General features: G+C 68.0%; 18 protein-coding genes. 6 read left to right on the top strand and 12 right to left on the bottom strand.

From position 1 onward, the window contains the following. Positions 1-11 precede the first annotated feature (11 nt). The 5 genes from AC1RAA_RS16390 to AC1RAA_RS16370 form a co-directional block, all read right to left on the bottom strand. Positions 12-1025, bottom strand: coding sequence for an ABC transporter substrate-binding protein (locus AC1RAA_RS16390; protein ID WP_492731257.1), 1014 nt, complete (start codon positions 1023-1025; stop codon positions 12-14). A gap of 28 nt (positions 1026-1053) precedes the next feature. Beyond that, the gene (locus AC1RAA_RS16385) at positions 1054-2073 is read right to left on the bottom strand and encodes a LacI family DNA-binding transcriptional regulator (RefSeq protein ID WP_492731258.1); all 1020 of its coding nucleotides are present in this window, start codon (positions 2071-2073) and stop codon (positions 1054-1056) included. Positions 2074-2236: 163 nt separating this feature from the next. Then, the gene (lspA, locus tag AC1RAA_RS16380) at positions 2237-2752 is read right to left on the bottom strand and encodes a signal peptidase II (RefSeq protein WP_153282350.1); all 516 of its coding nucleotides are present in this window, start codon (positions 2750-2752) and stop codon (positions 2237-2239) included. Further along, a complete protein-coding gene (gene ileS / locus AC1RAA_RS16375; protein WP_070062279.1) occupies positions 2752-5601 on the bottom strand; it encodes an isoleucine--tRNA ligase in 2850 nt (949 codons plus the stop codon). The genes lspA and ileS overlap by 1 nt, the downstream gene beginning before the upstream one ends. A gap of 125 nt (positions 5602-5726) precedes the next feature. After that, positions 5727-6764 carry a bifunctional riboflavin kinase/FAD synthetase gene (locus AC1RAA_RS16370; protein WP_062480918.1) on the bottom strand — a complete coding sequence of 346 codons (1038 nt, stop codon included), beginning with the start codon at positions 6762-6764 and terminating at the stop codon, positions 5727-5729. Between the two features lie 165 nt (positions 6765-6929). On the opposite strand from AC1RAA_RS16370, the gene AC1RAA_RS16365 reads away from it, so the two are divergent. Then, a complete protein-coding gene (locus AC1RAA_RS16365; protein WP_062480919.1) occupies positions 6930-7490 on the top strand; it encodes an HNH endonuclease in 561 nt (186 codons plus the stop codon). A 46-nt stretch (positions 7491-7536) separates the two neighbouring features. On the opposite strand, the gene AC1RAA_RS16360 is transcribed toward AC1RAA_RS16365, so the two are convergent. From AC1RAA_RS16360 to AC1RAA_RS16345, 4 genes are all read right to left on the bottom strand, one after another. Beyond that, the gene (locus AC1RAA_RS16360) at positions 7537-8322 is read right to left on the bottom strand and encodes an enoyl-CoA hydratase (protein ID WP_492731260.1); all 786 of its coding nucleotides are present in this window, start codon (positions 8320-8322) and stop codon (positions 7537-7539) included. 6 nt (positions 8323-8328) lie between these two features. Next, positions 8329-9687 (bottom strand): alpha/beta fold hydrolase, encoded by a 1359-nt coding sequence (locus tag AC1RAA_RS16355; RefSeq protein WP_492731262.1) that lies wholly within the window; start codon positions 9685-9687, stop codon positions 8329-8331. A 96-nt stretch (positions 9688-9783) separates the two neighbouring features. Next, entirely contained in the window at positions 9784-10899 is a 1116-nt protein-coding gene (locus AC1RAA_RS16350; protein WP_095746552.1) for an acyl-CoA dehydrogenase family protein, read from the bottom strand. A 12-nt stretch (positions 10900-10911) separates the two neighbouring features. Continuing rightward, a complete protein-coding gene (locus tag AC1RAA_RS16345; protein WP_062482930.1) occupies positions 10912-12093 on the bottom strand; it encodes an acyl-CoA dehydrogenase family protein in 1182 nt (393 codons plus the stop codon). A 174-nt stretch (positions 12094-12267) separates the two neighbouring features. Here AC1RAA_RS16345 and purN point away from each other — a divergent pair, with 174 nt between their 5' ends. Together purN and AC1RAA_RS16335 are read left to right on the top strand one after the other, a co-directional pair. Further along, positions 12268-12864: a phosphoribosylglycinamide formyltransferase gene (gene purN / locus AC1RAA_RS16340; RefSeq protein ID WP_492731264.1), complete on the top strand. Its 597-nt coding sequence runs from the start codon at positions 12268-12270 to the stop codon at positions 12862-12864. Positions 12865-12923: 59 nt separating this feature from the next. Further along, positions 12924-13232 carry an I78 family peptidase inhibitor gene (locus AC1RAA_RS16335; protein ID WP_223301392.1) on the top strand — a complete coding sequence of 103 codons (309 nt, stop codon included), beginning with the start codon at positions 12924-12926 and terminating at the stop codon, positions 13230-13232. On the opposite strand, the gene AC1RAA_RS16330 is transcribed toward AC1RAA_RS16335, so the two are convergent. After that, positions 13220-13468, bottom strand: coding sequence for a DUF1653 domain-containing protein (locus tag AC1RAA_RS16330; RefSeq protein WP_062483076.1), 249 nt, complete (start codon positions 13466-13468; stop codon positions 13220-13222). The two genes, AC1RAA_RS16335 and AC1RAA_RS16330, sit on opposite strands and share 13 nt — an antisense overlap. A gap of 54 nt (positions 13469-13522) precedes the next feature. On the opposite strand from AC1RAA_RS16330, the gene AC1RAA_RS16325 reads away from it, so the two are divergent. From AC1RAA_RS16325 to AC1RAA_RS16315, 3 genes are all read left to right on the top strand, one after another. Then, positions 13523-15376, top strand: coding sequence for a M48 family metallopeptidase (locus AC1RAA_RS16325; protein WP_492731266.1), 1854 nt, complete (start codon positions 13523-13525; stop codon positions 15374-15376). A gap of 43 nt (positions 15377-15419) precedes the next feature. After that, positions 15420-16691, top strand: a complete 1272-nt coding sequence (locus tag AC1RAA_RS16320; RefSeq protein WP_492731268.1) for an RsmB/NOP family class I SAM-dependent RNA methyltransferase — start codon at positions 15420-15422, stop codon at positions 16689-16691. 132 nt (positions 16692-16823) lie between these two features. Continuing rightward, a complete protein-coding gene (locus AC1RAA_RS16315; protein WP_492731270.1) occupies positions 16824-18038 on the top strand; it encodes a DesA family fatty acid desaturase in 1215 nt (404 codons plus the stop codon). Between the two features lie 167 nt (positions 18039-18205). On the opposite strand, the gene rpmG is transcribed toward AC1RAA_RS16315, so the two are convergent. Together rpmG and rpmB are read right to left on the bottom strand one after the other, a co-directional pair. Next, positions 18206-18379, bottom strand: a complete 174-nt coding sequence (rpmG, locus tag AC1RAA_RS16310) for a 50S ribosomal protein L33 (RefSeq protein WP_007830291.1) — start codon at positions 18377-18379, stop codon at positions 18206-18208. An 11-nt stretch (positions 18380-18390) separates the two neighbouring features. Beyond that, on the bottom strand, positions 18391-18624 hold the full coding sequence (gene rpmB, locus AC1RAA_RS16305; protein ID WP_007830293.1) for a 50S ribosomal protein L28: 234 nt from the start codon (positions 18622-18624) through the stop codon (positions 18391-18393). Positions 18625-18673 lie beyond the last annotated feature (49 nt).

The following is an 18673-nucleotide window of genomic DNA, read 5'->3' as shown; positions in this document are numbered from 1 at the left end:
GCGGCGCCGGATCAGCGCACTTCCTTCAGGTACTGGTCGGAGAAGCCACGCTGCGCGTCGGCCATGCGGGCGTAGTCGACGGTCTTGGCGCGGGCGTAGTCGCTGGCGGGCAGGAACTGCGCTTCGATGTCCTTGGGCATGGCGCTGGCGCGCACCGGGCGCAGGTAGGCCTTGGCCCAGATCGCCTGGCCTTCGTCGGAGAGCGTGAAGTCGAGCACCTTCTTCGCATCGGCCGCGTGCGGCGCCTTGGCGACCAGGCTCATCACGTAGGGCACGGCCAGCGTGCCTTCGCTCGGGATGACGAAGGCGACGTTGGCCTTGTCCTTGTACTTGGCGCGGTAGGCGTTGAAGTCGTAGTCGAGCAGGATCGCGATCTCGCCCGACAGCACGCGCGCGTACGAGGTCTGCTTGGGCACGATGGGCTCGTTCTTCTGCAGCGCCTTGAAGTAGTCGATGGCCGGCTTGAAGTTGTCGAGCGTGCCGCCGCGCGCCTGGTTCACCGCCACGGCGCCCACGTAGCCCACGAAGGCCGAGGCGGGGTCGAGATAACCGATGAGGCCCTTGTATTCGGGCTTGAGCAGGTCGGCCCACGACTTGGGCACCGGCTTGCCCTTGAGCGCGTCGACGTTGACCATGAAGCCGAGCGTGCCCGAGTGGATGGTGAACCAGTTGCCGGCCGGGTCCTTCAGGCCGTCGGGGATGTCTTTCCAGGCGGCCGGCTTGTAGGGCTCGACCACGCCGTCTTTCGCGGCCTGCACCGCGAAGGTCACGCCGAGGTAGGTGACGTCGGCCACGGGGCTGGCCTTTTCGGCGACCAGCTGCGCGAGCGACTGGCCCGAGTTCTTGTTGTCGGCCGGCACGGTGATGCCGGTCTTGGCCTTGATGGCCTTGAGCTGGGTGCCCCAGTCGGCCCATTCGGTCGGGCAGTTGTAGCAGATGGCGGTCTGGGCCATGGCGCCGCCGGCGGTGACGAGGGCGGCGGCCAGCACGCCGAGGCGGGCGAGGCGGTGAAAGCGCAGGGACATGGAAAAACTCCTGGGAGGGGTGGTGAGGTCAGGACAGTGCGGCGTCGTTGTCTTCGCGCGCATTCGCGCACGACTCGCCGTCTCGGAAGGCATGGGGCAGCAGCAGGCTCGCATCGGCCTGCAGCGCGCGGCCGCCGGCGATCGCCTGCGCCAGCAGCTCGACGCTGTGGCGGCCGATGTCGCTGTTGGGCTGCGCGATGGTGGTGAGCGCGGGCGTGAGGTCTTCGCCCAGCGCGATGCCGTCGAAGCCGACCACGCTGAGGTCGTCGGGCACCGTCAGGCCGCTCAGGTGCGCGGCGCGGATGCTGCGGATGGCGAGCAGGTCGTTCGAGCACATCAGCGCCGTGGGGCGGCTGCGCGGGCGCAATTCGGCGCATAGCGCATCGACGGCGGTCTCGACGAAGGGCACTTCGACGAGCGGCGGCGCATCGAGGCCGGCTTCGGCCATGCCGCGCTGGTAGCCGCGGTAGCGCTGCTGCGCGCGGTCCGAGGCGGCCAGCGTGCCGCTGACCATCGCGATGCGCCGGTGGCCCAGCAGCACGAGCCGCGTGACCGCGTCGGCCACCGCGCCTTCGCTGTCGACCGACACGCAGGGATGGTCGGCGTGCCGGTTGTAGGCCAGCACGTAGGGCACGCCGGCGGCCTGCAGGCGCTGCAGCGCGGCCGAGGTGGACGGGTTCGACACCACGAGGATCAGCCCGTCGACGTTGCCCGCCAGCAGCAGCTGGACGGCGCGCTCTTCCTCGTCGAGCCGGTAGCCCGTGGTGACCGGCAGGATCGCGTAGCCGCCCGCGACGGCCGCACGCGCGATGCCCTGCAGGCATTCGGCAAAGGTCGGGTTCAGCAGCGTGGGCAGCACCACGCCGAGCGTGCGGCTGCGCTGGGTGCGCAGGGTGCGGGCGCTGGCGTTGGGCAGGTAGTTGAGTTCGCGCGCCACGCGCTCCACCAGTTCGCGCGTGGCCGGCGTCACTTTGTCGGGGAAATTGAAGGCGCGCGAGACCGTGGCCACGGAGACCCCGGCCTGGGCGGCTACGGCTTGGATGCTCATCGTGCGGGGTCCGTGGTGGGGTTCATGTAATCGATTACATTGGACCGCCGCAGTATGACTTCGCGATGACAGGGCAGGGAAGTGGGGAGAACCCCGGGGCCGCTGGTGCAGCGTGCGGCCCAAAGAAAAAGGGGCCCGTGGGCCCCTTTGGTCTAGAACTGGCTTACTTGCCCCGGCGCACCCGCCGGATCTCGTCGACGATCAGGCAGATCGCCCCGAGCGTGATGGCGCTGTCCGCCGCGTTGAACGCCGGGAAGTACCAGTTGCCCCAGTGGAAGCTCAGGAAGTCGACGACGTAGCCGTGCATCATGCGGTCGACCACGTTGCCGATGGCGCCGCCCAAGATGCAGGCCATCGCGAACGAGAAGAGCTTCTGGCCCGCGTGCGACCGCAGCATCCAGACGATGAAGATCGCCGCCGCCACGCCGATGACCGTGAAGAACCAGCGCTGCCAGCCCGAGTGGTCGGCCAGGAACGAGAAGGCGGCGCCCGTGTTGTGCGCGCGCACGACGTTGAAGAAGCTCGTCACGTAGGTCGCGTCGCCGAGCTTGTAGTAGCCCAGGATCAGCGTCTTGGTGAACTGGTCGATGATCACGATGATCGTCGCCAGCCCGAGCCAGGGCCAGATGCTGGCGCCGCGCGAACGCGAGGCCGACGAGGCGGAGCGTGCGGTCGCCATCAGGCCACGCTGCGCGATTCGCCCGCGCCGAACAGGTTGCTCGTGCAGCGGCCGCAGATGGTCGGGTGCGCCGGGTCGTGGCCCACGTCCTCGCGGTAGTGCCAGCAGCGCTCGCACTTCTGTGCGGTGCTGGGCGTGACCACGGTCGACAGCGTGTCGCCCGCCGCCAGCGCCACGGCCGAGGCGATGAACACGAACTTCAGGTCGTCGCCCAGCGAGCCCAGCAGCGCGAGGTCGTCGGCCGGTGCGTTCAGCTGCAGGTTGGCCTGCAGCGACGAGCCAACCTTGCCTTCGGCGCGCACCGCCTCGATGTCCTTGTTGACGCCGTCGCGGATCTCGCGGATGCGCCCCCACTTGGCGAGCAGTGCTTCGTCGGGTGCGGCGAACTGGCTGTAGGTCTGCGTGAAGATCGACTCGCCCGGCTTGCCGGTGCCCACGATCTTCCAGGCCTCTTCGGCCGTGAAGCTCAGGAACGGCGCCATCCAGCGCAGCATGGCTTGCGAGATGTGCCACAGCGCGGTCTGCGCGCTGCGGCGCGCGAGCGAGCCCGGGGCCGTCGTGTAGAGGCGGTCCTTCAGGATGTCGAGGTAGAAGCCGCCCAGGTCTTCCGAGCAGTAGATCTGCAGCTTGGCCACCACCGGATGGAACTCGTACACCTGGTAGTGCGCGAGGATCTCGGCCTGGAACTGCGCCGCGCGCGACATGGCGTAGCGGTCGATCTCGAACAGCTGGTCGAGCGGCACCGCGTCTTTCGCGATGTCGAAGTCACTGGTGTTCGCGAGCAGGAAGCGCAGCGTGTTGCGGATGCGGCGGTAGGCGTCGACGACGCGCGCGAGGATCTTGTCGTCGCCCGCGATGTCGCCCGAGTAGTCGCTCGCGGCCACCCACAGGCGGATGATTTCCGAGCCCAGCTTGTTGCTGATTTCCTGCGGGTCGATGCCGTTCTTGAGCGACTTGCTCATCTTGATGCCCTTGGCATCCACCGTGAAGCCGTGCGTGAGCAGGCCCTTGTACGGTGCGCGGTCTTCCAGCATGCAGGCGATCAGCAGCGACGAGTGGAACCACCCGCGGTGCTGGTCGTGGCCTTCGAGGTACAGGTCGGCCTCGGGGCCGGTCTCGTGGTGCACGTTGGGGTGCGTGCCGCGCAGCACGTGCGAGAAGGTCGAGCCCGAGTCGAACCACACCTCGAGGATGTCGGTGCTCTTGGTGTAGCTTGGTGCGTCTTCGGCGCCCAGGATGTCTTCGACCGTGACGCGGCTCCAGGCCTCGATGCCGCCCTTCTCGACGATGTCGGCGGCCTGGTCGAGGATTTCCATGGTGCGCGGGTGCAGCTCGCCCGAATCCTTGTGCAGGAAGAACGGGATCGGCACGCCCCAGCTGCGCTGGCGGCTGATGCACCAGTCGGGCCGGCCGGCGATCATGTCGTGCAGGCGGGCCTTGCCGTTCTCGGGGTAGAAGCTGGTCTGCTCGATGGCGTCGAGCGCGGTCTGGCGCAGCGTCTTGGGCGCCTTGTCCTTGGTGAACACGCCTTCGCCCTCGTCCATGCGCACGAACCACTGCGCGGCCGCGCGGTAGATCACCGGCGTCTTGTGGCGCCAGCAGTGCGGGTAGCTGTGGGTGATGGTCTCGGTGGTCAGCAGGCGGTTGGCGTCGCGCAGCGCGGCGATGATGACCGGCACGGCCTTCCAGATGTTCTGGCCGCCGAACAGCGGGAAGTCGGGCGCGTAGCTGCCGTTGCCCTGCACCGGGTTCAGGATGTCGTCGTACGCCACGCCATGGGCGATGCAGGAGTTGAAGTCGTCCACGCCGTAGGCGGGCGAGGAGTGCACGAGGCCGGTGCCGTCGGTGGCGGTGGCGTAGTCGGCCAAGTAGATGGGCGACAGGCGCTGGTAGCCCGCATCCACGTCGTACAGTGGGTGCTCGAACTCGAGCCCGCCGAGCGCCTCGCCCTTGACCGTGGCCAGCACCTTGCCGTCGAGCGCATAGCGCGTCATGCACATCTCGACCAGCGAGTTGGCCAGGATCAGCAGGCCGCGCTCGGTGTCGACCAGCGAGTACTCGAGCTCGGGGTTGAGGTTGATCGCCTGGTTGGCGGGGATCGTCCACGCGGTGGTGGTCCAGATCACGGCGAAGATGTCGCCCAGGATCGTGTGGTCGGTGCCGAAGGCCTTGAGCACCTTCTCGCGCTCGTGCGCCTTGAAGGCCACGTCGATGGTCTGGCTCTTCTTGTCGGCGTACTCGATCTCGAATTCGGCCAGCGAGGAGCCGCAGTCGAAGCACCAGTACACGGGCTTCAGGCCCCGGTACACGAAGCCGCGCTCGATCACGCGCTTGAACGCGCGCAACTCGCCGGCTTCATTGGCGAAGTCCATCGTCTTGTAGGGATGGTCCCACTCGCCCAGCACGCCCAGGCGCTGGAAGTCGACCATCTGCTGGGCGATCTGCTCGGTGGCGTAGGCGCGGCTCTTGGCCTGCATCTCGTCGCGGCTCAGGTTGCGGCCGAACTGCTTTTCGATGGCGTTCTCGATCGGCAGGCCGTGGCAGTCCCAGCCGGGCACGTACAGCGCGTCGAAGCCTTCGAGCTGGCGCGCCTTGGTGATCATGTCCTTGAGGATCTTGTTCACCGCGTGGCCCATGTGGATCTGGCCGTTGGCGTACGGCGGGCCGTCGTGCAGGATGAACTTGGGCGCGCCGTGGCGGGCGTCGCGCAGGCGGTGGTAGCGGCCTTCGTCGTTCCATTCCTTCACCCAGCCCGGTTCGCGCTTGGGCAGGTCGCCGCGCATCGGGAAGGGGGTGTCGGGCAGGTTCAGCGTGGAACGGTAATCTTTGGGGGAAGCAGCGTCAGACATGTTGGGGTGCGGCGAAACAGAGGGGCTTCGACAGGCTCAGCCCGAACTGCATTGAGCGGTCGGTGCGGAAGATATAGCCGTTCGCCCTGAGCTTGTCGAAGGGCGGCAGCACGGGGCGTGCAGGGCTAAATTCGGTCGCGCGTGGTCTGGCGGTGGGTCTCGGCGTGGGTCGATGCGAAGAACGCGCGTGCGTCGCGGCCATCCTTCGCGATGCCCGCAGTGAGGGCTTCGAGGCTGGTGTAGCGCAATTCGTCGTGCAGTTTGTGCAGGAGTTCCACGCGCACGATTTTACCGTAGGCCCCTTCGGCCCCCAGATGCGAGGGCCACTCCAGGCAATGCGTCTCCAGCAGCACGCGCCCCGCGTTGACGTCGTTGGCGTCCAGCGAGGGTCGCACGCCGAGGTTCGCGACACCCGGCAGCGGCTGGTCGGCCAGGCCATGCACCAGCACCGCGAAGATGCCGCTGGCGGCCGGTTTCCAGTGCTTGAAGCGCAGGTTGAGGGTGCGAAAACCGTCGTCCTTGCCCGGCGACGACGCGCCCAGCGCCCGGCCCAGCTTGCGGCCGTGGACCACGTGGCCCGAGATCGTGTAGGGGCGGCCCAGCAGCGTGTGGGCGTCGGCCATGCGGCCTTCGGCCAGCGCCTCGCGCACGGCCGAGCTGGACACCCGCAGGCCGTGCACCTCGTAGCTGTTCATGCGCGCGACGTCGAAACCGTGGGCTTCACCGGCCGCGTCGAGCATGGCGTAGTCGCCCGCGCGCTTGGCGCCGAAGCGGAAGTCGTCGCCCACCAGCACGTAGCGCGCGCCCAGGCCGTCGATCAGCACGTTCTGGATGAACGCCTCGGGCGATTGGGAGGCCAGCCGGCCGTCGAAGGGCAGCACGATGGTCTGGTCGACGCCGCAGGCCGCCAGCTCGGTCAGCTTGTCGCGCAGCGTGCCGATGCGGGCCGGCGCCAGGTCGGGTTTCTTGGTGACGGCGGCGAAGTAGTCGCGCGGGTGCGGCTCGAAGGTCAGCACGCAGCTGGGCAGCCCGCGATGGCGGGCCTCGGTCTGCAACAGCGCCAGCATGGCCTGATGGCCGCGGTGGACGCCGTCGAAATTGCCGATCGTGAGGGCGCAGGCCGGAGCTACGCCCGGGTGTCGGAAGCCGCGGAAAACCTGCATGGGAGAGTATCTTTTTGATAGCGCCTGACGCCCGTCGTATGGGCAAATCAGGCCGATTTGTCACAAAGCCGGTATATTGTGACGCAGTGGGTGGGTTGGCGTGAGTCGCCGACGCATTCCGAGTCTCTGGTCTCTGCGTGTTTTTCTCGTTTCGAGGAGGCGTGTGTGAAGGTCTTGAAGCTGTCGGCCCAAGGGCTGCCCCAGTCATGGATATCGCTGGAACAGGCGGTGATCCACTACGCAGCGGACGAAGTCCGTTGGGAAGTGGGCGCGCAGGTGGCCGTGTTCCGTGGCGGCCACAACGCGATCACGGGCGAGCAGTCGCAGATCGCGATCAACAGCATCATCGGCACCAAGGGCGTGCCGCGCATCAACCCCTTCGCGCAGCGCCCGGGCCTCACCAACAGCAAGCTGTTCTCGCGCGACCGCAACATCTGCGCCTATTGCGGCGGCCATTTCCACGAAGACGAACTCACGCGCGAGCACATCATTCCGTTCGCGCAGCGCGGCATCGACACCTGGATGAACGTGGTCACGGCCTGCAAGCCCTGCAACCACCGCAAGAGCAGCCGCACGCCCGAGCAGGCGAACATGCCGCTGCTGTACGCGCCCTATGTGCCGAGCCTGTGGGAAGACTTCATCCTGCGCAACCGCCGCATCCTGGCGGACCAGATGGAGTTCTTGATGGCGCACCTGCCGCAGTCGTCCCGGTTGCACGACATCTGACACCCGACACGCAAGAAAAAAGGAGGCCTCGGCCTCCTTTTTTCTTTCAGCCCTTCCAGGCCGGCGGCCGTTTCTCGATGAAGGCCTGCACGCCCTCCAGCGCGCTCTCGTCCATCATGTTGCAGGCCATCGTCTGGCTGGCGTCGGCCAGTGCGGCCTCGATGCCGGTCTCGAGCTGGCGATAGAACAGCGCCTTGCCCAGCGCGAGCGCCGTGCGGGGCTTGGCGACGATGCTGGCGACCAGTGCCTCGACCGCGGCGTCGAGCGCCTCGGGCGGTGCGACCCGGTTGACCAGGCCTTTCTCGCGCGCTTCCTCGGCGCCGATGAATTCACCCGTCACCAGCATTTCGAAGGCTTCCTTGCGCCCGAGGTTGCGCGAGAGCGTGACGCCGGGCGTGGCGCAGAAGAGGCCCACGTTGACGCCGCTGACCGCAAAGCGCGCGTCGCTGGCGGCCACCGCGAGGTCGCACACCGCCACCAGCTGGCAGCCCGCCGCGGTCGCGATGCCGTGGACACGCGCGATCACCGGCACGGGCAGCCGCTGGATCGACAGCATCATCGCGCCGCACCGGTCGAACAGCTGCTGGTAGTAGCCGAGCGAAGGGTCGGCGCGCATCTCCTTCAGGTCGTGGCCCGCGCAGAAGGCCTTGCCCGCCGCGGCGATGACGACGGCGCGCACCGTGTCATCGGCGGCGATGGAACCGAGTGCCTGCTCGAGCGCGCCGAGCATGCCTTCGGACAACGCGTTGAAGGCGGCGGGGCGGTTCAGCGTGAGCGTGACCACGCCGCGCGCGTCGCGTGCCGTCAGGACAAAGGGGGCGGTGTCGTTCATGGCCGTTCAGTACGTCAGCTCGAGCACCGTCGCGTGCCCTTGCGCGGCGGGCCAGCTCTGGCCGGTGAGGCGCTCGCCGTTGAACTCGGCGCTGACCGTGCGCTGCGGCGCGCCGGCCGCAATGCGCAGCCGTGAGTTCGACTGCCCCGCGCCCTGGGCCGGCACGCCGGGCGGCGGGCTCTGGCCGTCGAAGTTCATCGTGTCGCGCTGTGCATCGAAGTAGCCGCGCGGGCGCGTGAAGACGACCACCGCGCCCGCGCCGCTCTCGGCCGGCGCCAGGCGCTCGGTCCGCAGGTTGACGACGCCGCTGCTGCGCACGAACGGGCTGCGGTAGATGTGCGTGGTGCCCTGGCCGGGCACGTCGAGCACGAACTCGTAGCGCGCAGTGGGCTGCGCGCTGAACGGGCCCCAGCGGCCGTCGGCGCCGACCGTCTGCTGGTGCGCCGCCTCGCCGCGCCGCGCGCCCGAGGCCGGGTCGACCGCAAAGACCGTGACGCGCGCGCCGGCCAGCGCCAGGTTGTCCGCGCCGGTCGCGCGACCGTCGAGCACGACCTTCGATTCCGGCGCCACCGCCGTGCTGGCCGGCGCCTGGCCGGTCAGGAAGCGCCAGGTCGCCGCGAAGGCCGCCGGCGAGAACGAGGTCTCGCGGTGGTCCACGCGCGGCAGCACGAGGTTGGTGGCGCCCTTGAGCGCCGGCCCGTCGAAGCCGATGTTCGTCGGCTGGCCCGGCGCGCCGATCCACAGGCCGTCGGGCTGGGCGTACTTGTCGTTGGTGTCCGAGCGCAGCGTGAGCCACTGCACGCCGGGCGTCACCTCGTCGCCGTTGGGTCCCTTGGGCGCATTGAGCTGCTGCATGAAGGCCGAGAGCCCCGAGAACTCGTTGTTCTCGCGCAGGCCCTTCACCTTCCAGATGCCGTGCGCCGGGTTGCCGCCCAGCACCACGTGGCTCACCACGGCCGCGCCGCCGCCGTTCTGCACGTAGTTGCGGATGGTGTTGCCGCCGCGCGAATTGCCGATGAGCACGACCTTGGGCGCGCCCGTGGCCTTCAGCACTTTTTCGACCTCGGCGCGCAGGAACGCGGCCGAGTCGGCGGTGGAACTGCGCCCCGGCTGGGCCACGGCGTCGTCGTCGCGGGCCAGGGGAGTCGGCTGGTCGAGCGCAAACAGCCGCTCGCGCGGCCAGCCATTCGATTCGAAGCGCCAGATCGTGGTCTGCCACAGCGCCGCCGAGTCGCCGTTGCCGTGCATGAAGACGATGGGCGGGCGTTCGGTGGAAGAGGGCGCGGAGGTGGCGCAGCCGGTCAGCAAGGTGACGGCGGTGCTTCCGGCAAGGGCCAAGGCAAGCAGGGTGCGGCGGGAAGGCATGTCTGTCTCTCTCCTGGCAGGGGGCTGGGGCCCCGCAAGTGAAAACGCCCGCCGGCGCAAGGCGGGCGGGCGTTGGATGCTATGGGAAAACAGCCGTCAGGCGAAGACGCCGGCGGTGTCCTGCATGCGTGCCGACACTTCACCCAGGTGGTGCAGCGTGTCGCCGAAGGTGAGCTCGAGCTGCGTGAGCTTGCGGAAGTAGTGGCTGCCGATGTATTCGTCGGTCACGCCGATGCCGCCATGCAGCTGCACCGAGTTCGCGGCCACGTAGCGCATCGACGTGCCCAGCTGGTACTTGGCGCGGGCCAGCGCCTGGCGGCGTTCGTCGGCCGGCGCGTTGAGCTTGAGCGTCGCGTAGTAGCTCATCGAGCGTGCCAGCTCCAGCTGCATCTTCATGTCGGCGACGCGGTGGCGCAGCGCCTGGAAGCTGGAGATGACCACGCCGAACTGCTTGCGCTGGTTCATGTAATCGATGGTGACGTCGAGCGTCTTGTCGAGCACGCCGACCGCTTCGGCGCAGGTGGCGGCAATGCCGACATCCACCGCGTATTCGAGCGCGGCCAGGCCATCGGCCGTGACCAGCGTGGCGTCGGCCTTGTCGAACACGACTTCGGCCGCGCGGCCGCCGTCCTGTGTGCCGTAGCCGCGGGCTTCGACGCCGCTGGCGCTGCGCTCGACCAGGAAGAGGGCGATCTTGCCGTCGACCTTGGCGGGCACGATGAAGGCATCAGCCTCGTCGCCCACGGGCACCACGCTCTTGGCGCCGGTCAGCGAGTAGCCGTTGCCCGACTTGGTGGCCGTGGCCTCGCACACGTCGAGGCGGTAGCGCGCCTTGCGCTCCTGGTAGGCCAGCACCACGAGGGCCTGGCCGCCGGCGATGCGCGGCAGCCAGTTCTCCTTGGTGGCCGCGTCGGCGTAGCCACCGAGCACGGCGCCGGCGATCAGCGTCTGGGCGAAGGGCTCCAGCACGATGCCGCGGCCCAGTTCTTCCATCACGACCATGCCGGCCACCGGGCCCATGCCCAGGCCGCCGTCGTCCTCGCTGATGTACAGGCCGCCCAGGCCGAGCTCGGCCAGTTCGTCCCAGGCCTCGCGCGAGAAGCCGCCCTTGGCCTCGATGCCGCGGCGGCGCTCGAAGTCATAGCCCTTGTCGACCCACTTGCGAACGGCGTCGCGCAGCTGGTCCTGGTCTTCCGAAAAATTGAAATCCATGTTGGTGTCTCCTCAGCCCAGGACGGTTTGCGCCACGATGTTGCGCTGCACTTCGTTCGAGCCGCCGTAGATCGTGGTCTTGCGCATGTTGAAGAAGGTCGATGCCAGCGGTGCCAGCGCCGGGTTGCCGCCGGGGAAGTTGCCCTGCCAGCCGGCTTCCATGGCTTCGCGGATCAGCGGCAGCGAATAGGGGCCGCCGGCCAGCATCATCAGTTCGGCGTAGCGCTGCTGGATCTCGCTGCCGCGGATCTTGAGCAGGCCCGCGACGTCCAGCGAGTTCTTGCCCGAGGTGGCGGCGGAGAGCACGCGCAGCACCATCATCTCGAGGGCGACGATGTCGACTTCGAGCTTGGCGATCTCGTCGCGGAAGCGCAGGTCGTCGTACACGCCTTCGCTCTTGGCGATGCGCTTGAGGCGCTCGAGTTCGCGCTTGGCGCGGTTCACGTCGGCGATGTTGGTGCGCTCGTGCGAGAGCAGGTGCTTGGCGTAGGTCCAGCCCTTGTTCTCTTCGCCGATGAGGTTCTCGGCGGGCACTTCGACGTTGTCGAAGAACACCTCGTTCACCTCGACGCCGCCGTCGATCAGCTTGATCGGGCGCACGGTGACGCCGGGCGACTTCATGTCCAGCAGCAGGAAGCTGATGCCGGTCTGGGGCTTGCCTTCGTTGCTGGTGCGCACGAGGTTGAACATCCAGTCGCCGTGCTGGCCGAGCGTGGTCCAGGTCTTCTGGCCGTTGACGATGTACTTGTCGCCCTTGCGCTCGGCCTTGGTCTTGACCGAGGCCAGGTCGGAACCCGAGCCGGGTTCGCTGTAGCCCTGGCTCCACCAGACTTCGCCGCTGGCGATGCCGGGCAGGAAGCGCTTTTGCTGCTCGGCGTTGCCGAAGGCCATGATCACCGGGGCCACCATGACGGGGCCGAAGGGGATGATGCGCGGCGCGCCGGCCAGGGCGGTTTCTTCCTCGAACAGGTGGCGCTGCACGGCGGTCCAGCCGGGGCCGCCGAATTCCTTGGGCCAGCCGTAGCCCAGCCAGCCCTTCTTGCCGAGGATCTTGGCCCAGCCTTGCAGATCGTCGCGCGTCAGTTCGAGCGCGTTGTGCACCTTGTGCGAAATCTCCTGGGGGAGGTTGTCCTTGACCCATGCGCGAACTTCTTCGCGGAACTTCTGTTCTTCGGGTGTGAAGCTCAAATCCATGCGTGCCTCGCTGTGTTGATCGGTCCACCGCAGACGCGGGGGTGTCTCCGGAACTGCGAGTTTTAGCACGGTCGTGCTGCGATCCGGTGTCCGCGTCGCGACAAGCACGCCGGCGTGCGGGTCGACGGGAGGCTGATCGGGGTGTTGGCGGGGAACGGATAATCCCGGCCTCCCATGAAGAACATCGTGATCCTGATCTCCGGCGGCGGCTCGAACATGGCGGCCATCGTGCGCGCCGCCGAGCGCGACCGCTGGGCCGAGCGCTTCGGCGCGCGCATCGCCGCCGTCATCAGCAATAAGGCGCAGGCCGGCGGGCTGGCGCTGGCCGCGTCGCACGGCATCGCGACCGCCGTGGTGCCGCACCAGGCCTTCGACAGCCGCGAGGCCTTCGACGCGGCGCTGGCCGAGGCGGTCGACGCCCACGCGCCGGCGCTGGTGGTGCTGGCGGGCTTCATGCGCATCCTGACGCCCGGTTTCGTGGCCCGCTACGCGGGGCGGCTGGTGAACATCCACCCCTCGCTGCTGCCGGCCTTTCCGGGGCTGCACACGCACCAGCGTGCGATCGAGGCGGGCTGCAAGGTGGCGGGGGTGACGGTGCACCAGGTCACGGCCGAGCTCGACCACGGGCCGATCCTGGCGCAGGCCGTGGTGCCGGTGCTGCCGGACGACACGGCCGCCACGCTGGCCGCCCGGGTGCTGTCCCAGGAGCACCTGCTGTATCCGCGCGCCATCGCTGGATGGCTGTTGGATACATTGAGTCACAAAGCTTAAAGTTGTTTATATTGTTGGGTTTTCGGGAGCACAGAACTTTGAAAACCCAATCGCTACTGTTGACGTTGGCCACCGCGGCCCTGCTGGCCGCCTGCGCCGCTCCGGCCCCCGCGCCGGCACCGGGCGCCGCCGCGCCTGCGCCCGCCGCGCCGGCCGAACCCGTCTTCCAGTGCAACGCCGAAGGCGCCCGCTTTGCCGTGGGCCAGCAGGTGACGCCCCAGCTTGAAGCCGCCGCGCGCGCACGTGCCGGCGCCGGCACGGCACGGGTGCTCAAGCCGAACCAGGCGGTCACGATGGAACTCAACCCCGGACGGCTCAACATCAGCGTCGACGCGCGTGGCCGCGTCAAGGACGTTCACTGCGGCTGAGCGTCGATCGGGGTGAAGCGGCGCTGCGGGCGGCCGTCGATCTCGATGGTTTCCTCGAACATCGCGGCGGGCCGGACCCACAGGCCGCGGGCACCGTAGAGGGCGCGGTACAGCGTCATCGGCTCCAGCGTCTCGCTGTGGCGGACGGTGCCGATCACGTCGTACTCGCCGCCCTTGTAGTGGCGGTAGCGGCCGGGGGGCGTTTCGATCAGGGGAGGGAGGTCTTCGTCGTTCAACGGGGGCTTCTTTCTTCGGTAACAACTGTCGGATGAGTCTTTGACGGGAGTCGGATGGACCGTGCGGATTTTGTTCACCTGGTTCGCCTGAGCGAGCACGCGAGTGCGGACGACAGCGCGCGCTACCGGCGTGGCGTCGCGGCGTTCGCCGCGCTCGGCTACCTCTGGGTGCTGGCCTGCCTGGGGCTGGCGGTGGGCATTGTGGCCTGGGTGGTCGTGTCGGTGGCCGACGGGCGTTTCAACTTCACCCGCGGCTGGCTGCTCGTGTTCGCGCTGGGCCTGTTCTGGGCGACCCTGCGCGCGCTCTGGGTGCATTTCGACGAGCCCGACGGCGAGCCGCTCACGCGCGCCGACGCGCCCGGGCTGTTCGAGGCGCTGGACCGCATCCGCGAGCGCATCAAGGGGCCGCCGGTGCACCGCGTCTACCTGGACGACAACTTCAACGCCAGCATCAGCCAGGTGCCGCGCTTCGGCCTGTTCGGCGGTGCGCTCAACTCGCTGAGCATCGGCCTGCCGCTGCTGATGATGCTGGACCGGCAGCGCCTGCTGTCGGTGCTGGCCCACGAATACGGCCACCTGCGTGGCAACCACGGCCGCCTGAGCGCCTGGATCTACCGCACACGGCTGTCGTGGCTGCGGCTCGATGCCAGCCTGCAGCGCGACGAGGGCGTGATGGCGCTGGTGTCGCAGGCCTTCTTCCGCTGGTACTTCCCGCGCTTTGCCGCCAAGACCTTCGCGCTGGCCCGCCAGGACGAGTACGAGGCCGACCGCATCTCGGGCCGGCTGCTCGGCACCGCGGTGGCCGCGGCTGCGCTCACCGAAGTGGCCATCAAGGGCAACTGGTACGCCAGCGAGTTCTGGCCCTGGCATTGGGCGCGCGCCGAGCGCGAGCCGCTGCCGCCCGGCCCGTTCGCCGCCCTGCGGCAGCGCGCCCGCACGCCGCCGAGCGAGGAGTTCGCGCGCCAGGCGCTGCGCGAGGCGATGCGGCGCGTCAGCGACCTGGACGACACCCATCCGGTGCTGCGCGACCGGCTGGAAGCGCTGAACCAGAAGGCGGCGCTGCCGGCCTGGTCGCAGCGGCCCGCGCTGGACATGCTGGCCGACAAGCACAAGTGGATCTCGCACTTCGACAATGCCTGGCGCCGCGCCCACGCCGCCGACTGGAAGCAGCACCACGCGCACCGCTCGCGCATCCGCGAGCGCATCGCGGTGCTGGCGGCCCGCGGCGAGCGCAACACGCCCGACGAGATGGTCGAGTGGGCCGACGCCGAGCGCCGGCTCGACCCGGCGGCGCCGGTGCGTGCGCGCTACGAAAGCGCGCTGCGGATCGCGCCGGACCACCCGGGCGCGCTGCGCGGGCTGGCCCAGATGCTGCCCGCGCGCGAGCGCGCCGAACGCCTGGCCGTGCTCGAACGGCTGCACCAGTCGGGCGTGGCCAGCCGCTGGTGGGCGGCCAAGAACGCCGTCGCCTCGCTGGAGGACGCCGAAGCGGGGCCGCACGACGAGCAGGGGCTCAAGCTGTGGCGCGCGCGGCTCAAGGAGGCGGAGGAGGCCGAGGCGCGCGCCTGGGAAGAGATCACCGACACGCCGTTCTTCAGCCAGATTTCGCGTCACGACCTGAACGACCACGAGCTGGGCGAGCTGCGCGCCGACATCGCGCGCTGCCTGCCGGTGTCGCGGCTGTGGGTGGTGCGCAAGAACCTGCGCGAGTTCGCCTGGCGGCGGGCGTACATCGTGTTCGTCGAGGTGCCGGGGCTCGACGACGAGGACCGTTGGCACCTGTGCCGCGAACTCGAGCAGACCCTGACCCTGCCGGGGGCGGCGCTCGTGCTCTGGGCGGGGCATTCGCCCATGCTGGAAGACATCGAGCGGCAGGCCTTCGGAACCGTCTGGGTGCGCGGCGCCTGAGGCGTTTCGGCCGCGAGGCCGGCCGGCTGAGACAATCGGGGCTATGCATCCCAAAGCCCTGTTGGAGGCCACCGCCGATCTGGTCGGCCTGGTCCTGAAATTCGATCACCCGGCCGACCAGGTCGTTTCGCGCTTTTTCCGCGACCACCGCGAGTTCGGCCCGCGCGAGCGCGCGACGCTCGCCGAAACCGTCTACACCGTGCTTCGCAAGAAGCTGCTGTTCGACCACCTGTCGCCCTCGGGCAGCGGTTCGAAGGAGCGCCGCATGGCGATCCTGGGCTTTCACGGCCCGCGCGACTTCCTGAAGAGCGCGCTCAACGACACCGAGAAGCGCTGGCTCGACAACTGCGACGCCGTCAAGCCCGATGACCTGCTCGAACGCCATCGCCACAACCTGCCCGAATGGCTGGTCACGCCGCTCAAGGCGCAGCTGGGCGACGGTTTCTGGCCGATGGTCGAGAGCCTGCAGCAGCCGGCGCCGCTCGACCTGCGCGTCAATGCATTCACCGACAAGCGGGCCGAAGTGAAGGCGGAGCTTGCGAAGGCTGCTATCAAATCTGAAGTGACGCCGTTCTCGCCCTGGGGGCTGCGCATCGACGGCAAGCCCGCGCTGACCAAGCTCGACGCGTTCGTGCGCGGCGCCATCGAGGTGCAGGACGAGGGCTCCCAGCTGCTCGCGCTGCTGCTGGACGCCAAGCGCGGCGAAATGGTGGTCGATTTCTGCGCTGGCGCGGGCGGCAAGACCCTGGCCATCGGCGCGACCATGCGCAACACCGGCCGGCTCTACGCCTTCGACACCTCGGCCCATCGCCTGGACGCGCTCAAGCCGCGGCTGGCGCGCAGCAAGCTCTCGAACGTGCACCCGGCCGCGATCGCCCACGAGCGCGACGAGCGGATCAAGCGCCTGGCCGGCAAGATCGACCGCGTGTTGGTCGACGCGCCCTGTTCGGGGCTCGGCACGCTGCGCCGCAACCCCGACCTCAAATGGCGGCAATCGGCCAAGTCGGTGGCCGAATTGACGGCCAAGCAGACCGCCATCCTGCAAAGCGCGGCGCGGCTCGTGAAGTCGGGCGGTCGGCTGGTGTACGCCACCTGCAGCGTGCTGCCGGAGGAAAACGAGGCCATCGCCGAGGCTTTTGCCGCTGCGAACCCCGATTTCGTGCCCATGGATGCCGCGGAATTGCTCCAGGCGCTCAAGGTGGAGGGCGCCGAAACCCTCTGCGCGGGTGGGGAAGACGGCCGCCGCTACCTGCGGTTGTGGCCGCATCGCCACGCCACCGACGGCTTTTTTGCCGCCGTGTGGAACCGGAAATAGGCGCGGGGCTCCAAACTAGGGTAAATCTGCGGTGTGACAGAAGGACAAAAGGCCTCGTTTTGGCCCTGACATCCTAAAATCGCGGGTTACCTGAAGGCTGCACCTTCGTGTGGCCATGGAGTACCTGACTCAATGATGCTTCCTGACTCCGCCGTTCTGAACGCGGTCATCCAATGGCTCGGACACGGCCTGTGGGACATTGCCTGGTGGCAAGTCGTGCTGTACACGCTCGTCACCACGCACATCACCATCGCAGCGGTCACGATCTTTCTGCACCGCACGCAGACGCACAAGGCGATGGACCTCGGTCCGATCCCCTCGCACTTCTTCCGTTTCTGGCTCTGGCTCGGCACCGGCATGGTGACGAAGGAATGGGTCGCCATCCACCGCAAGCACCACGCGAAGTGCGAAACCGTCGACGACCCGCACAGCCCGCAGGTCAAGGGCATCGACGAAGTCTTCTGGCGCGGCGCCGAGCTGTACCGCAAGGAATCGAAGAACAAGGAAACGATGGAGCGCTACGGTCACGGCACGCCCGATGACTGGATCGAGCGCAACCTGTACACGCGCTACAGCTGGCAAGGCGTGGGCCTGATGCTGGTGATCAACCTGGCGCTGTTCGGCGCGCTCGGCCTGACCGTGTGGGCGGTCCAGATGCTCTGGATCCCGATCACCGCCGCCGGCATCATCAACGGCATCGGCCACTACTGGGGCTACCGCAACTTCGAGGCGTCCGACGCCAGCCGCAACATCATGCCCTGGGGCCTGATCATCGGTGGCGAAGAGCTGCACAACAACCACCACACGTACCCGACCTCGGCCAAGTTCTCGGTCAAGAAGTACGAGTTCGACATCGGCTGGGTCTACATCCAGGTGTTCCAGAAGCTCGGCTGGGCCAAGGTCAAGAAGGTGCCGCCGAAGATGCAGATGGGCGACATCCAGCCCGTGGCCAACGAGAAGACGCTCGAGGCCGTCATTGCCAACCGCTACGAAGTGATGGCCGGCTACGCCCGCGAAATGCGCCGCGCGACCAGCGAAGAAATCGACGTGCTGAAGGCCAAGGGCGCCGACCTGTCGGTGCTCAAGGCGGCCAAGCGCTGGCTGCATCGCGACGACGACAAGGTGCCCGCCTCGGCGCGCACCCATCTGGTGCAGGCCCGTGCCGCGCACCCGGTGCTCGACAAGATGGTCACGATGCGCGAAGAGCTGCGTCAGCTCTGGCTGAACACCTCGCAATCGCGCGAGCAGCTGGCGGCCGACCTGGCGGCTTGGTGCCACCGTGCGGAAGCCAGCGGCATTGCCGGCCTGCGCGAGTTCTCGACCCGCCTGCGCGCTGCGCGCGCCTGACGAAGAGCAAAGGGCCGGCGCCTCCCGCGCTGCTGCTCTTGCCCAGTGAAGAAGCCGACCTGCGGGTCGGCTTTTTTTGTGCCTGCCTTTTTCTGCTTTCACAAAAACGACAGGCAATAAAAAACCCGCTGGGTGAGCAGCGGGTTTTTTGGGGAGAACAGGCCGAATTACTTCAGCTTGATTTCCTTGTATTCGACGTGCTTGCGCGCCTTGGGGTCGAACTTCATGATCGACATCTTTTCAGGCATCGTCTTCTTGTTCTTGCTCGTCGTGTAGAAGTGGCCGGTACCCGCGGTGGATTCCAGCTTGATCTTTTCGCGTCCGCCTTTGCTCGTTGCCATGATTCAGCTCCTTAAGCTTGGCCGCGGGCACGCAGGTCTGCGAGCACGGCATCGATACCGTTCTTGTCGATCAGGCGCAGTGCAGCGCTCGAAACGCGCAGGCGAACCCAACGGTTTTCGGTCTCGACCCAGAAACGGCGGTATTGCAGGTTCGGCAGGAACCGGCGCTTGGTTTTGTTGTTGGCGTGGGAAACGTTGTTTCCGACCATCGGGCCTTTGCCCGTTACGTCGCATACGCGTGCCATGTGGACACTCTTTCTTGAACAGCTGGCACCGGCGCAATCGTGGCGATTG

It is taken from the genome of Variovorax sp. GW823-FHT04F07 (assembly GCF_058795995.1).
The sequence above is the reverse complement of the archived record's forward strand: the minus strand, read 5'-3'. Positions and strand labels throughout refer to the sequence as shown.